This window comes from Isoptericola luteus (assembly GCF_020297055.1).
In the GTDB taxonomy this organism is placed as follows: domain Bacteria; phylum Actinomycetota; class Actinomycetes; order Actinomycetales; family Cellulomonadaceae; genus Isoptericola; species Isoptericola luteus.
The window spans coordinates 18,810-32,654 of the sequence record NZ_JAIXCQ010000007.1 but is presented as its reverse complement, the minus strand read 5'-3'; the positions used below and the strand labels follow the sequence as shown (position 1 = coordinate 32,654).

Sequence of the window (13,845 nt, the reverse complement as noted above, 5' to 3'; positions counted from 1 at the left end):
GGACGACCGACGAGGAGGCACCATGATCACCGACGCGTTCGACACGGGCCCCACCCGCCGGTTCCGGACCCTGTGCCGCCGGTACCCCGACGACACGGTGTACCGCGGCGCCGACGGCTTCCGTTCCCTGTGGGGCCCGGTGTTCTACCGGGGGCGCGCCAACGGCACCGCCCGGCTGCTCGTCGTCGGGCAGGACCCGGCGCAGACGGAGGCCTTCACCCGGCGCATCCTGTCGGGGCAGGCCGGGCGCCGGGTGCAGGGCTTCGTCGAGAAGCTCGGGTTCACGTCGAGCTACCTCATGGTCAACGCGTTCCTCTACGGCATCTACAACCAGTCGATGGCGCTCGGGCACCTGAACGACCCTGGAGTCCTCGAGTACCGCCACCGGTGGTTCGCGGCGGCGCTCGCGCCGGGGCGCGTCGAGGCGGTGGTGACGTTCGGCAACCCGGCGTCCCAGGCGTGGCAGACGTTCCTGGGCTCGCCCGAGGGCGCCGGGGTCTCGGTGTTCCACCAGCGCGCCCTGCACCCGACGGCCGACAAGCCGGGCGGACCGATCTCGCGCCGGGACCTGCTCGACAACTGGAACGTGGCGCTGTCCCGGCTGCACGCCCGGGTCACCGCCCCCGACGTCGTGCGGCCGCTGGTCCCCTACGGCGGCGACCTCACCCCGGGCGAGCTGCCCGGGATCCCGAGCCGCGACCTGCCCGCGGGCATCCCGCCGTGGATGCGCAGCACCGACTTCTGGGCGGGTCCGGGCGACCCGCCGGGTGCGGAGCGCGCCAACCTCACCGTCGAGGTGCCGTCGCCCTGAGGGGCACGCTCACCGGGACGGCGCCGCCTCGCCGCCCCGCAGGATCGACGACATCTTCTTGCCCCGCGCGACCTCGTCGACGAGCTTGTCCATCCAGCGGATCTGCTGCATCAGCGGGTCGTCGATGTCCTCGACGCGGATCCCGCAGATCACCCCCGTGATCAGGGAGGAGCTCGGGTTCATGGCAGGAGCCTGGGCGAAGAACGTCTCCAGGTCGACCTCGTCGGCGATCGTCCTCTCGAGCCCGGCCCGGTCGTACCCGGTGAGCCAGGAGACGACCCGGTCGACGTCGTCCCTGCTGCGGCCCTTCCTCTCCACCTTCTGCACGTACAACGGGTAGAGCGTGGCAAAGGCCATCCGGCGGATACGGTCTGCGGGCATCGGTGTCGCCTTCTGTCGTGACGGGTCCGCCGAGACTACCGGGCGGGCTGCGCCGCGCCGACGGGGACGGCGACGCGCTCGAGACGCTCGACCAGCGCGACCAGGCCCGCTGCCACCGGGACCAGGAGGAGGTTGCCGAGCAGCATGGGCCGCAGGAACGGGAGGCCGGCGACGTAGCTCGCCAGCAGCCCGTCGAAGCCCGCGGGGTAGAACGTGCCGCGGCCGATCCACCAGACGCCCGCGTTGGTCCACAGGAAGAAGACCAGCGAGCTGCCCACGCCGAAGCCGAGGGCGGCCACGACCCGGGCGCCGCCGCGCACGCGGCCCGCCCACCACGCGCCGACGCCGATCGCGGCCCACGCCGTCCAGGTGAACACCAGCACCGACGAGTTGCCGAGCAGCACGTCGCTCAGCGCCACGACGACCAGGGGCGCGAACATCGCGAGCCGGTGCCGCAGCAGGCCGGCGGCCGCAAAGGCGGCCGCCGTGGAGAGCTCGAGGTTCGGCGGTGCGCCGAGGTCGTTCTTCACCAGCCGCCACACGACGGCGGCCGCGACGAGCACGACGGCGAGGGCGGGCCGCCACCAGCGGGCCGCCAGGTCGTGCGCCGTCATCGGCGCCAGCAGGCGGTCGGACGTCCCGGTCACTCGAACGCCTCCAGCGTCCACGTGATCTCCTGGCCGTCCTTCGTCTCGAGCGACCCGGCGCCGACCTGCGCCTGCTCGCCGTCCACGGAGAGCGCCCAGAACTCCGAGTCGGCGTCGGCCTCGTGGCCACCGATCCCGGTGACGAACGCGTTCTCGCCCTCGCCCTGCACGGCGGCGTCGGGGTCGTGCTCGAGCAGGAGCTCGAGCGCCGTCCTGCCGTCCTCGCCCTCGTAGGAGAACTCCGTGAGGTTCTCGGCGACGTGCTGCGACGGGTCCACGGACGTCGGTGCGCTCGGCGACGCTCCGCCCTCGCCCGCGCCGCCGCAGCCCGCGACGAGACCCACCGCGAGCAGCGTCGCCGGAACCGCCGCGAGCGCCCGGCGCAGGACGTGCGTGTGTCGTGTCTTCACGCTCCCGAGGCTACCCCGGCTCCGCCGCCACGGACCGGGCGCGGCCACGATCCGGACCGCGGTCGGCACGCCGGCCACGGCGCGCGGACGCGCAGGTCAGGCGTCGATGCGCGACTGGTCCAGGGTCTGCGCCCCGGCGACGATGAACTCCTTGCGCGGTGCGACGTCGCTGCCCATGAGCAGCTCGAAGACGCGCTCGGCGGCCTCCAGGTGCTCGACCGTGACCCGCCGCAGCGTGCGGTGGCGCGGGTCCATCGTGGTCTCGGCGAGCTGGTCGGCGTCCATCTCCCCCAGGCCCTTGTAGCGCTGGATGTCCTCCTTGTAGCGCCGGCCGGCCCGGTCGAGCTTCTTCAGCGTCGCCCTCAGCTCTGCCTCGGAGTACGTGTACAGGTACTCGTTCTTGCGCCGGCCGTTGCCGATGACCTCCACGCGGTGCAGCGGGGGCACGGCCGCGAAGACGCGCCCGGCCTCCACCATCGGCCGCATGTACCGGTAGAACAGCGTGAGCAGCAGCGTGCGGATGTGTGCGCCGTCGACGTCGGCGTCCGTCATCAGCACGATCTTGCCGTAGCGCGCGGCCTCCAGCTCGAACGACCGCCCCGAGCCCGCCCCGATCACCTGGATGATCGCCGCGCACTCGGCGTTGCGCAGCATGTCGCTGATCGACGCCTTCTGGACGTTGAGGATCTTGCCCCGGATGGGCAGGAGCGCCTGGAAGTCGGAGGACCGCGCGAGCTTCGCGGTGCCCAGCGCGCTGTCGCCCTCGACGATGAACAGCTCGCTGCGCGTCACGTCGTCGCTGCGGCAGTCGGCCAGCTTCGCGGGCAGCGAGGAGGACTCGAGCGCGTTCTTGCGCCGCGAGATCTCCTTCTGCTTGCGGGCCGTGACGCGCGCCCGCATCTCGGCGACGACCTTCTCCAGCAGCAGGGCGGACTGCGCCTTCTCGTCCCGCTTGGCGGAGGTGAGCAGCGCCTGCAGCTCCTTCTCCACGACGCGGGAGACGATGGCGCGCACCGGCGCGGTGCCCAGCACCTCCTTCGTCTGCCCCTCGAACTGCGGCTCCGCGAGCCGCACGGTCACGACGGCGGTGAGGCCCGCGAGGACGTCGTCCTTCTCGATGCGCTCGGCCGCGTCCTTCGTGGACACCTTGAGCCGGCGGGCGTTGACCTCGATCTGCTTGCGCACCGTCTTGAGCAGCCCCTGCTCGAAGCCGGACAGGTGCGACCCGCCCTTGGGCGTCGCGATGATGTTGACGAACGAGCGCACCTCGGTGTCGTAGCCACCGCCCCAGCGCAGCGCGATGTCGACCTCGCACTCGCGCTTCACCTCCTGCGGCGACATGTGACCGCGCGAGTCGAGCACGGGCACCGTCTCGGAGAACGTCCCCGTGCCCTGCAGCTGCCAGGTGGCGGTCACCGGGCTGTCGGGGGCGAGGAACTCGACGAAGTCGACCGCGCCGCCCGTGTGCTTGAAGACCTCCTCGTGCGGCCCGGCCTCGCCCGGCGTGCCGGGCAGGCCGCGCTCGTCGCGCACCGTGATCTCCAGGCCCGGCACGAGGAACGTCGTCTGGCGGGCGCGGGTCACGAGCTCGTCGTAGCTGAACACCGCCGACTTCGGGAACACCTGACGGTCCGCCCAGTAGCGCACCCGCGTCCCGGTGACGCCGCGCTTGACCTTGCCGACGACGGTGAGCTCGCTGTGGTCGGTGAACGGCGTGAACGGCGAGTCGGGGGACGCGACGCCGCGAGGGTCGTCGAACGTGCCGGGCTCGCCCCGGTGGAACGTCATCCGGTACGTCTTGCCGCCGCGGTCGACGTCGACGTCGAGCCGTGCGGACAGCGCGTTGACGACGGAGGCCCCGACGCCGTGGAGGCCGCCGGAGGCCGTGTACGAGCCGCCGCCGAACTTCCCGCCCGCGTGCAGCTTGGTGTAGACCACCTCGACGCCCGAGAGCCCCGTCTTCGGCTCGACGTCGACGGGCACGCCACGCCCGTCGTCCTCGACAGTGACGGAGGTGTCGGCGTGCAGCACGACGCGGATGGTGCTCGCGTGGCCGCCGAGGGCCTCGTCGACGGAGTTGTCGATGATCTCCCAGAGGCAGTGCATGAGTCCGCGCGAGTCGGTGGACCCGATGTACATGCCGGGACGCTTGCGGACCGCCTCGAGACCCTCGAGGACGGACAGGTGGCGTGCGGTGTACCCGGACTCGGAGGTGGCTGTCACGGGAACGAGGGTAGACGACCCGAACAGGTGTTCCGTGTGGCCCACGCCGCTATGCCCGCAGCGAACCGGGCCGCCGTAGAGGACGGTGTCGCGCACCGGGATGGTTGGATGGTCCTGTGAGCGCTACGACGACCGAACAGACACTGACCGCCGCCGACCGCTGCGACCGCTGCGGCGCCCAGGCGTACGTGCGCGTGGTCCTGCCCGTCGGGGAGCTCCTCTTCTGCGGGCACCACGCACGTGCGCACGCCGACGCCTACACCGGCGTGGCCACCCACGTCCAGGACGAGACCGACCGCCTGTTCGCCGAGCACGGCTCGGCGCGCCCCGAGTCCGACTGACGACGGCGGCCCGCTGCCCGTCAGTCACGAGAGCAGCCACGAGAGCAGCAACGAGAGCCCCGCACCGGACACGGTGCGGGGCTCCCGTGCGTCCGCGCCGCGCGCGCCCTGGCGCGCATTGAGCCGCCGGCCTCAGCCCCCGCTCGGGGTGAACCCCTCCACCCAGGACGCGGGCACGCCGAGGGAGGTCCGCCAGGCGTCCGCCGTCCGCGAGCGGACCACGGTCACACCGGTCGCCGAGGTCGCCGTGAGCGTGCGCACCTGGCCGCTCGGCCAGCGCGACGTCACGGTGATCGAGGCCACCGAGTCGAGGCCGAAGACCGCCTGCGCCTGCTCCTGCGAGAGCGGCTCGCTCCAGCCGGCGGCCGGGTTGCCGGGCGCGGCCAGCGAGTACGGGTCCGCGACGTGCCGCAGGTGCGGCAGGGATCCGGTGCCGAACGCCTCGTCGTTGGATGCCGTGCCCCCGGCAGCGCCCGCGGTGCCCGACGACGCGAAGTACGGCGTCTCCGCGATCGTGCCGTCGGCCCCGCGCAGCACGGTCACGGTGCCGGCGTCGTCGTGCACCGTCGCGTCCACCGCCGCCGCCCAGATGCTCCCGAGCTCGCCACCCTGCTTCGTCCACCCCGTGTAGTGCTGGGACCGTGTGTCGTCGTACACGTGGCAGGCGCAGTCCTCCTCGAGACCCCGGAGCTTCTCCACGATCGCGTAGCTGCGCGCCACGACGGCCTGCGCCTCGAGCGCCGCCGACCCGCCGCCGCTCTGCGTGCCCCACGCGGACGGCATCTCGTCGAGGCCGTACAGGTACTCGGTGTTGAGGACCACCTGGTTGACGACGTTCGGCCGCGCGGACCGGCTCGTCACCACCAGGCGCCCGTGCCGGTAGGTGCCCTGGGCGCCGTCGACCGTCGCCACCGCGGGCTCCCTGTCCGGCGCGTAGTACCGGGTCCCCGTCCACTCGAAGACCAGCCGGGAGACCGCCCCGACCCCGACGCGTGTGCGTCCGTCCTGGGTCACCAGGGCGGTCACACCGCCCGACGCGGCCGAGACGGTGACCTCCTGGTGCGGGCCGCCGGTGGCCACCACAGACCCCGTGGCGTCCCGGAGCCGCCAGGCACCCGAGTCGATCGCCAGCACCGTCGTGGTGCGGTTGTCCGTCGGCGGCCCGAGCACCTGGACGTCGATCGTCGTCCGGGGGTCGTTCGCCGTCGCGGCCGTCGCCCCCTGGTAGTAGTAGCCGAGGATCTGCTCTGCCGTGCGGCCCAGGCGCGCCTGCTGGTAGGCGCCCCACTGGGACATCCCCACACCGTGCCCCGAGCCGGAGCCGGAGACCTCGAACCCGGCCGGGACCACGAGCACGGGCAGCTCGGCGCTCACGGCCCGGCCGACCGCGAACCGGTACGTCGTGGACGACGACGGCCGCACCGTCGTCGAGGCGCGCCCGGTCACGCCGGTGCGCACCGTGCGCACGCGCAGCCACGACGAGCCCTGCCGGCGCTCCAGCACCAGCCCCGCCGCGATGGCGGGCCGGCCCCGCTTCGCGTACTCGACCGTGAGCGTCGTGGAGCCGCCCACCGTCACCGTGCCGCCCCCCGAGGCCGTCAGCGCCCACGTGCCCGCGTCGGCCGGCGGGGCGACCAGGACCGACGCCGCGACGAGCAGCGCGACCACCCCGGCCAGCAGCCCGGCCGGCAGCCCGGCGCGGCGTCGCGGGCTGCCCTGCCCGGCCGTGGTGTCGATCACGGGGCCACCCTGCCACACCACCCCGGCGAGATCCCCACGCAGGGCCGTCCCCGTGTCACAGACGGGCCCCTCGTCCCTCCCTCATCGGGACACGCCCGACGACGAGAGCGAGCCCATCGATGCCCGGCAGTCCTGGAGCGACGAGGCTCGACGACCCGGCGGTCGCCCCCGTGGCCGCATCGGCGGCCGTCGCGGCGGACGCGCTCGCGCAGGTGCTCGCCGGCGAGGTCCTCAGGCCACATGACCCCGGCTACGGCCGTGCGCTCGGCGGGGACAACCCCGCCCTGGTGCACCGGCCCGGGCTCGTCGTGCGGGCGGCGAGCGCCGAGGACGTCGCCCGGACGGTCCTGCTGGCCGCGGCGCACGGCCTGGGGGTCGGTGTCCGGTGCACCGGGCGCAGTGCCACGCCGACCGGACCCGCCGACATCCTCCTCGACACCTCCCGGCTCGACCGCGTGACCGTCGACCCGGTCGCGCGCACCGCGACGGTCGGGGCGGGCGTCCGCTGGGGCGCCGTGCTCGACGCCGCGGCACCCTACGGGCTCGCGGCGGCAGGCGGCCCGGCACTGCGGGCAGGCGTGGTGGGCTCCACCCTCGGCGGTGGCCTCGGACCGCTCGCGCGGAGCCTCGGCCTCGCCGCCGACCACGTGCGGTCGATGGACGTCGTCACCCCGGCGGGCGCCCTGGTGACGGCCACGCCGACGCACCACCCCGACCTGTTCTGGGCCTTGCGGGGCGGGGGCGGCGCGTTCGGCGTCGTCACCGCGATGACCGTGGACCTGTTCCCCGCGCGGACGCTCCGGGCCGGGACGCTCTGGTTCGACGCCGTCGACGCCCCGGCGGTGCTGCACCGCTGGCGCGAGCTCGCCGCGGACCTGCCGGACGAGGTGTCCACCTCGGTGGCATGGGTCGACCTGCCGCGGTCGCACCGCCTACCGGTGCCCCTGCGCGGCCGCACGACGGTCGCCGCCCGCTACGCCCGGCACGGCGACCCCGACGCGCCGCACCCGTGGGTCGACGCGCTGCGCCGGACGGCGGTGCCCCTGCTGGACACCGTCGGCGACCTGAGCCTCGCGCGGGTCGGCGACGTCCTGGACGAGCCGCGGGGACCTGAGCCGCTCGTCGACCGCGGTGGTCTCCTGCGCGCCCTGCCGCCGGAGGCTGTCGACGCGTTCCTCGGGGCGGTCGCGCCCGGCTCCGGGGTGCGCACGGCGGAGATCCGGCTGCTCGGCGGGGCGATCGGCAGGGCCGCGGGCGTCCCGGACGCCGTCGGCGGTCGTGATGCCGCGTTCGCCGTGCACGTGGTCGCCCCGGCCGGACCGGACGCCCCGACAGACCAGTGCGCCCCTCTCCAGGAGGTGCATGGCGCCCTCGCCCCCTGGGCCACCGGGGGCGCCATGCTCGACCAGGCGGGACCGCGCGACTCGGTCACCGCGGCGCTGGTGCGCACCGCGTACGGCCCGGTGAGCTACGCACGGCTGGTCGCCCTGCGGCTCAGGCTCGACCCGCACGGCGTGCTCGACCCCTCCGCACGGTGGTCGATGACGCGCGGCGGACGATGACGGGCGAGGACGCCGAGAGCCCCGTACCGGACGGCGGTACGGGGCTCTCGTGACACCGGCCGAGCAGCTCGGCTGGACGGGTCAGTCCAGGTAGTCGCGCAGCACCTGCGAGCGGCTCGGGTGCCGCAGCTTCGACATCGTCTTGGACTCGATCTGGCGGATCCGCTCACGGGTCACGCCGTAGACCTTGCCGATCTCGTCGAGCGTCTTGGGCTGACCGTCCTGCAGGCCGAACCGCATCGACACGACGCCGGCCTCCCGCTCCGAGAGGGTGTCGAGCACCTGGTGCAGCCGCTCCTGCAGGAGCGTGAACGACACCGCGTCGGCCGGGACGACCGCCTCGGAGTCCTCGATGAGGTCGCCGAACTCGGAGTCGCCGTCCTCGCCCAGCGGGGTGTGCAGCGAGATGGGCTCACGACCGTACTTCTGGACCTCGACGACCTTCTCGGGGGTCATGTCGAGCTCCTTGGCGAGCTCCTCGGGCGTGGGCTCGCGGCCCAGGTCCTGGAGCATCTGCCGCTGGACGCGTGCGAGCTTGTTGATGACCTCCACCATGTGCACCGGGATGCGGATGGTGCGGGCCTGGTCCGCCATGGCGCGCGTGATCGCCTGGCGGATCCACCAGGTGGCGTACGTGGAGAACTTGTAGCCCTTGGTGTAGTCGAACTTCTCGACCGCGCGGATCAGACCGAGGTTGCCCTCCTGGATGAGGTCCAGGAACAGCATGCCGCGGCCCGTGTAGCGCTTGGCGAGCGAGACGACCAGACGCAGGTTGGCCTCGAGCAGGTGGTTCTTCGCCCGCTTGCCGTCGTGCGCGATCCACCGCAGGTCGCGGTACATGCGGCGCTCGTCGGCGTTGGCCTTCGTCTTGTCCCAGTCGGCGTACTCCTTGGACAGCCGCTCCTCGGCGAACAGGCCGGCCTCGATGCGCTTGGCGAGCTCGACCTCCTGCTCGGCGTTCAGCAGCGCGACCTTGCCGATCTGCTTGAGGTAGTCCTTGACCGGGTCGGCGGTGGCGCCCGCCGTGACGACCTGCTGCGCCGGCTGGTCCTCGTCGTCGGTGTCGGAGACGACGAAGCCGCTCGCCTCGTCCTCGGGCTTGCCGGAGCCGTCCTTGCCGCCCTTGGCGGTGCCGGTGGCGGTCTCCTCCTCGGCGTCGTCGACGTCCTCGGAGTCCTGCGACTCGTCCTTGGCACGGGCCTTCGACGCGCGGGTCGTCCGGGTCGCCGGCTTCCGGGTGGTCTTGCGGGCGGCCGGCTTGGCCGGGGCCTCCGCCTCGTCCGGCGCCGCGGCCTCGGCGTCGGACGACGTGTCGGCGGCCTTCGCGGCCGTCTTCGCCGCGGTCGTGCCGGCCGCCTTGGTGGTGGTCTTGGCCGCCGTCTTCGTCGCGGGCGCCTTGGCCCGTGCGGCGGTGCTCCGGCTGGTGGTGGCCGCGGCCACCTTGGTGCCGGTGGGCACGCCGATGTCGACGCCTGCTGCGGCGAACGACCGGAGGACCGCCTTCAAGCGCTTCGGGTCGCCGACCGACGCCTCCTCGCAGGCAGCACGGAAGCTCTCGGCGTCGACACGACCGGCGGCGGTGCCGCGAGCGAGCAGCTCCTGCAGAGCAGGGTGCTCGAACTCACGGGGAAGAGCGGGGTTCTGCGCAGTGGACGCCACAAACCGACCTTTCGGCATTCGAGGGTACGGTGCTCCGCCGTCATGGCCGTGGTAGAGAACTGGACTCTCGGACCTCGTGGCTCAAGCGGACACCCCTATTGTACCGGCGACACCCGCGACGACGTGGCATCGCACGCTCCGGCGCGTGCCTCTTCACCCTGCGTCCGAGGATCTCCGGTCCTTGCTGAACGTGCGGGGCCGCACGAAGATTCCCGCCATCACGCGGAAACGCCCGCTGCCCGAGCCGGTCCAGGACGACACGGCGGGGCGCAGCGAACCGTCGGCAGCATCACACCGGGGGCGCGGGGCGACCGGCGAGTCACCCCGCCGGCGAGTCACCCCACCGGCGAGTCACCCCACCGGCGAGATCGTCACGGCTTGACGGCCAGCACGGGGCACGGCGCCTCGAGCAGGATCCGCTGCGCACCCGATCCCAGGATGAGCTTGCCCACGGGGCTCCGACGGCGCAGCCCGACCACGATGAGCTGGGCCCCCGCGTCGGCCGCGGTGCGCACGAGGTCGTCCGCCAGGTCCCCCGAGCCGGGGACCAGATGGTGCTCGACCCCGGCGTCGGTCATCCGCGCGCGGACCGCGTCCAGCTCGGCCGGGTCGGCGTCGGGCCGGGTGACCACGATCCGCAGGGGCACGGCCCGCTCACGGGCCTCGGTCACGGCCTGCGTGAGTGCTGCCTGACCCTCGGCCGTGCTCAGGAGTCCCACGACGATCGACATGGTCGGCACGCTACCCGACCCCCCTCGCCCGGACCCACCCGGGCGGCACCGCGGCGGCGAGGACCCCGCGCAGCAGCACCGCCAGGCGGTGCTGCGCGTCGGCCTCGATCGCCGCGCTCGTCCGGCGCATCGCGAGCCCGCCGTCGCCCTGCCACCAGGCCAGGACCCCGAGCAGCGTGAGCGGTGGCGCGTGCCAACGACGCGGCACGTGGGCGACCACCTGCTCCAGCACGGCCCGCGCCGCGGCGGCCGTGCCCGGGTCCGGCGCCACGGCGACCCGGGGATCCACCACGCGCGCGATGGCGCGGGCCGTGGCCACCTCGACGTCGCCGGACTCCGCGCCGCCCGCACCCGCGCTCTCGTCCCGCGCGACCCCGACCGGCGACGCGGGGCGCCGGGCCGCGGTCCGCCGCGCCACGTCGTCCGCCCCGGGGATCAGCGAGAGCAGGACGGCGTCCCGCACGGCGACGTCCGCGAGCGCCGCGGCCAGCCGACCCAGCCGGGCGGGCCCGAGCTCCGGCGTGCCACCCGGCTCGGCGCGCAGCGCGACGGCGGCGTGCCGGAGGAGGTCGTGCCACAGGTCGAGCCCGGCGGTGCGGCGTCGGGACTCCCGACTGCCCGGCGGGCCGTGCACGGCGTCCGTGCCCGTACCTCCTCCCGCGTCCTCCCTGCGGTCCGCCGCCGCACGCGCCGCGCGGGACGCCGCTCGCGCGGCCCTGGACCGCAGGGCCTCGGGCGCCCGGACGATGCGATGGGCCTCCTCCCACGACGGCGCCACCGTGCGGCCGGCCACGACGAGCGCGGCGTTGACCGCACCGTGCTCCAGCCCCGCCGTCGGATGCCCGTCGGGAGGGCAGCACGACGGGTCCTCGCAGTCCAGCCCGCGGTATCCCGTCGGCGCGACGTGCCACGGGTCGACGTCGCACACCGCGTCGAGACCGTCGAGCACCGGCGCCACGACCCTGCGCACCGCACGCCGGTCGCGTGCGGAGTGCACGACGGCCACGAGCGTCACCGTCCCCACCCCGCGCACAGCGGGGACCAGCCGGTCCCGTACCCCGAGGGCCGCCGGCGGGTGGCTGCCCGCGGACGCCGCGCGCTCCGCGGCGAGGTCGTCGAGCCCGACCCGCGCCACGAGCCCGACGGTGCCCGCGCCGGTCACGCAGACGACGGTCAGGCTCTCCTGCGGGCGGTACCCGAGCAGTGCCGGCACGGCAGCCACCAGGTCTCGGGTCGTGCGTACCCGGACGGCGGGCTCCACCCCGCCCGGCGGTGCGCCGGGTCCAGGGTCGTGCGGGTCGGGGAACTGGGCGACGACGGTCGGGTGCATGACCCGAGCACACCCCGACCGGTCGTGCCGCGGGAGCCCGTCACGGCCATCTGTGCACCGCTGCCACGCCGCCCGCCTGGGCACAGCCTCAGCAGCCGGAGCGGGCGGGCTCGCGACCCGGGACGAGCGCGCCGGCCTCGGCGTCGTGCGGGCACGACGCGGGCTTCGGCCCCCTGCGCACCGACCGCTACGGTGGGCGCCGTGCTCCCGCCGAACGCCCGCTCGTCCGACCGCGCTCGCGGCGCCCGTCGCGCCCGTCGTGCCCGGCGCGCTCGCGACCCGCAGCCGGCCGCCCGCCGTGCCGGGGTTCTTCTCGGGCTCACCGCGGTGCTCCTCGCGGGCGGGTGCGCGCCGTCCGACGACGGCGCGGACACGTCCCGGGACGACGGCTCGGGCCTCGGCGTGCGCGGCGAGCCCGGCAGTGCCTCCCCGGGCCCGGTGGCCGAGCCGGACGCGCCGGCGTCGCTGCCCACGTTCGACCCGACCACGACCGTCGGCACCTACGCCGAGGGCTTCCCCCGCGACCTGCTGGGCGCCCCGGACGACGCCACCGTGCTCGCGAGCTCGGCCACCCCGACCGACGGCAGGCTCACCGACGTCACCCTCAACCTCGCGACGTCCCGCAGCACGCAGGAGGCCATCGACCAGCTCGCCGGGAAGCTCCTCGACGAGGGGTTCGACGAGTCCCCGTCCGCGGCGTTCTCGGGGCTCACCGCGCAGACCACCTACACGCGCACCAAGAAGGCCGAGAAGCCCGTGACCGAGACGGTCCTGCTGGGGGTGCTGGACACCGGGGACCAGCGGCTGGTGACCGTGAGCGGCTCCGTCCTCGTCCCGTCCGACTGAGGCCCCGCGCGCCAGGAAGGGCCCCCGCGCGGTCCGACATAGGGTGTCGGCATGCCCACCGCTCCCGCCCTGGTCGACCTCGAGAACCTCCGCCACGACGTGGACGAGGCGGTCGAGCGCCACCTCGCGGACCTGACCACGGAGGTCCGCGCCGTCGGGGAGCCGGCCAAGGTCCTGGCCGCCCAGGTGGGCACCCTCCTGAGCGGGGGCAAGCGGCTGCGTGCCGCGTTCTGCTACTGGTCGTTCCGCGCCCACGGCGGCGCCGCCGACGGGCCGGAGCGCACCGCGGCGGTGCGTGCCGGTGCCGCGCTCGAGCTCTTCCAGGCCGCCGCGCTGCTGCACGACGACGTCATGGACGCCTCCGACACCAGGCGCGGCCTGCCGACCGCCCACCGTGCGTTCGAGGCGCGCCACCGCGACGCCGGGTGGGCCGGTGACCCCGGGCGCTTCGGCGAGTCGGCCGCCATCCTCCTCGGCGACCTGTGCCTCGTCGCGTGCCAGCGTGAGATGGCCGCGGCCGTCGCGGACCTGCCCGCGGGGACGGCGCGCGCGGCGCGCGAGCTCTTCGACGCGATGCAGACGGAGGTCGTGGTCGGCCAGTACCTCGACGTCCTGGTGCAGGCGGAGCCGTGGGGCCAGGACCCCGCCGCCGACGAGCGCCGGGCGCGCGAGGTCATCCGCGCGAAGACGTCGCGCTACTCGGTGGAGCGGCCCCTCGCCCTCGGCGCGATCCTCGCGGGCGCCGGCCCCGAGCGGGTCGCCACGATGACCACCGCCGGTATCCCGCTCGGCGAGGCGTTCCAGCTCCGCGACGACGTCCTCGGCGTCTTCGGCGACCCCGACGTGACCGGCAAGCCGGCGGGCGACGACCTGCGGGAGGGCAAGCGCACCGTGCTGGCCGCGCGCACCATGGCCGAGGCCGATGAGCAGGGGCGGGAGCTGCTGACCGCGCACCTGGGGGACCCCGACCTCGACGAGGCGACCGTCGCGCGGCTGCGCGACGTCATCCGCTCCAGCGGAGCCCTCGACGGGGTCGAGGAGCTCATCGGCACGCTGTCCGCCGTCGCGTTCGACACCCTCGTCGCCGCGGAGCTCGACGACGACCCGCGTCAGGTGCTCGTCGGGCTCGCGCACGCCGCCGTCGACCGGGCGGCCTGAGGCGCC

At 74.6% G+C, this 13,845-nt stretch carries 13 protein-coding genes; 5 read left to right on the top strand and 8 right to left on the bottom strand.

The features are described 5' to 3' along the window. Nucleotides 1–22 precede the first annotated feature (22 nt). Nucleotides 23–811 carry a uracil-DNA glycosylase family protein gene (locus tag LEP48_RS11035; protein ID WP_225565652.1) on the top strand — a complete coding sequence of 263 codons (789 nt, stop codon included), beginning with the start codon at nt 23–25 and terminating at the stop codon, nt 809–811. 9 nt (nt 812–820) lie between these two features. Here LEP48_RS11035 and LEP48_RS11030 read toward each other — a convergent pair whose 3' ends face one another. From LEP48_RS11030 to LEP48_RS11015, 4 genes are all read right to left on the bottom strand, one after another. Beyond that, nucleotides 821–1,192, bottom strand: a complete 372-nt coding sequence (locus tag LEP48_RS11030; protein WP_225565651.1) for a DUF2200 domain-containing protein — start codon at nt 1,190–1,192, stop codon at nt 821–823. A gap of 35 nt (nt 1,193–1,227) precedes the next feature. After that, nucleotides 1,228–1,839 carry a DUF6580 family putative transport protein gene (locus tag LEP48_RS11025; protein WP_225565650.1) on the bottom strand — a complete coding sequence of 204 codons (612 nt, stop codon included), beginning with the start codon at nt 1,837–1,839 and terminating at the stop codon, nt 1,228–1,230. Then, complete coding sequence (locus LEP48_RS11020; protein ID WP_225565649.1) at nt 1,836–2,249, bottom strand: DUF4430 domain-containing protein; 414 nt, start codon at nt 2,247–2,249, stop codon at nt 1,836–1,838. Before LEP48_RS11020 ends, LEP48_RS11025 begins: the two co-directional genes overlap by 4 nt. Before the next feature lie 96 nt (nt 2,250–2,345). Continuing rightward, nucleotides 2,346–4,472: a DNA gyrase/topoisomerase IV subunit B gene (locus LEP48_RS11015; protein ID WP_225565648.1), complete on the bottom strand. Its 2,127-nt coding sequence runs from the start codon at nt 4,470–4,472 to the stop codon at nt 2,346–2,348. Nucleotides 4,473–4,588: 116 nt separating this feature from the next. Between LEP48_RS11015 and LEP48_RS11010 the strand changes: the two genes are divergently transcribed. Next, entirely contained in the window at nt 4,589–4,813 is a 225-nt protein-coding gene (locus tag LEP48_RS11010) for a DUF7455 domain-containing protein (RefSeq protein WP_225565647.1), read from the top strand. A gap of 132 nt (nt 4,814–4,945) precedes the next feature. Here LEP48_RS11010 and LEP48_RS11005 read toward each other — a convergent pair whose 3' ends face one another. Then, nucleotides 4,946–6,553 (bottom strand): SpoIID/LytB domain-containing protein, encoded by a 1,608-nt coding sequence (locus LEP48_RS11005; RefSeq protein WP_225565646.1) that lies wholly within the window; start codon nt 6,551–6,553, stop codon nt 4,946–4,948. A gap of 119 nt (nt 6,554–6,672) precedes the next feature. Here LEP48_RS11005 and LEP48_RS11000 point away from each other — a divergent pair, with 119 nt between their 5' ends. After that, a complete protein-coding gene (locus tag LEP48_RS11000) occupies nt 6,673–8,115 on the top strand; it encodes an FAD-binding oxidoreductase (RefSeq protein ID WP_225565645.1) in 1,443 nt (480 codons plus the stop codon). A gap of 81 nt (nt 8,116–8,196) precedes the next feature. Here LEP48_RS11000 and LEP48_RS10995 read toward each other — a convergent pair whose 3' ends face one another. The 3 genes from LEP48_RS10995 to LEP48_RS10985 form a co-directional block, all read right to left on the bottom strand. Further along, on the bottom strand, nt 8,197–9,774 hold the full coding sequence (locus LEP48_RS10995) for an RNA polymerase sigma factor (RefSeq protein WP_225565644.1): 1,578 nt from the start codon (nt 9,772–9,774) through the stop codon (nt 8,197–8,199). A gap of 371 nt (nt 9,775–10,145) precedes the next feature. After that, nucleotides 10,146–10,505 carry a universal stress protein gene (locus tag LEP48_RS10990; protein ID WP_225565643.1) on the bottom strand — a complete coding sequence of 120 codons (360 nt, stop codon included), beginning with the start codon at nt 10,503–10,505 and terminating at the stop codon, nt 10,146–10,148. 10 nt (nt 10,506–10,515) lie between these two features. Continuing rightward, on the bottom strand, nt 10,516–11,835 hold the full coding sequence (locus tag LEP48_RS10985) for a DUF4192 family protein (RefSeq protein WP_225565642.1): 1,320 nt from the start codon (nt 11,833–11,835) through the stop codon (nt 10,516–10,518). Between the two features lie 201 nt (nt 11,836–12,036). Here LEP48_RS10985 and LEP48_RS10980 point away from each other — a divergent pair, with 201 nt between their 5' ends. After that, nucleotides 12,037–12,681 carry a hypothetical protein gene (locus tag LEP48_RS10980; protein ID WP_225565641.1) on the top strand — a complete coding sequence of 215 codons (645 nt, stop codon included), beginning with the start codon at nt 12,037–12,039 and terminating at the stop codon, nt 12,679–12,681. A 51-nt stretch (nt 12,682–12,732) separates the two neighbouring features. Beyond that, nucleotides 12,733–13,839 (top strand): polyprenyl synthetase family protein, encoded by a 1,107-nt coding sequence (locus LEP48_RS10975; protein WP_225565640.1) that lies wholly within the window; start codon nt 12,733–12,735, stop codon nt 13,837–13,839. Nucleotides 13,840–13,845: the final 6 nt, after the last annotated feature.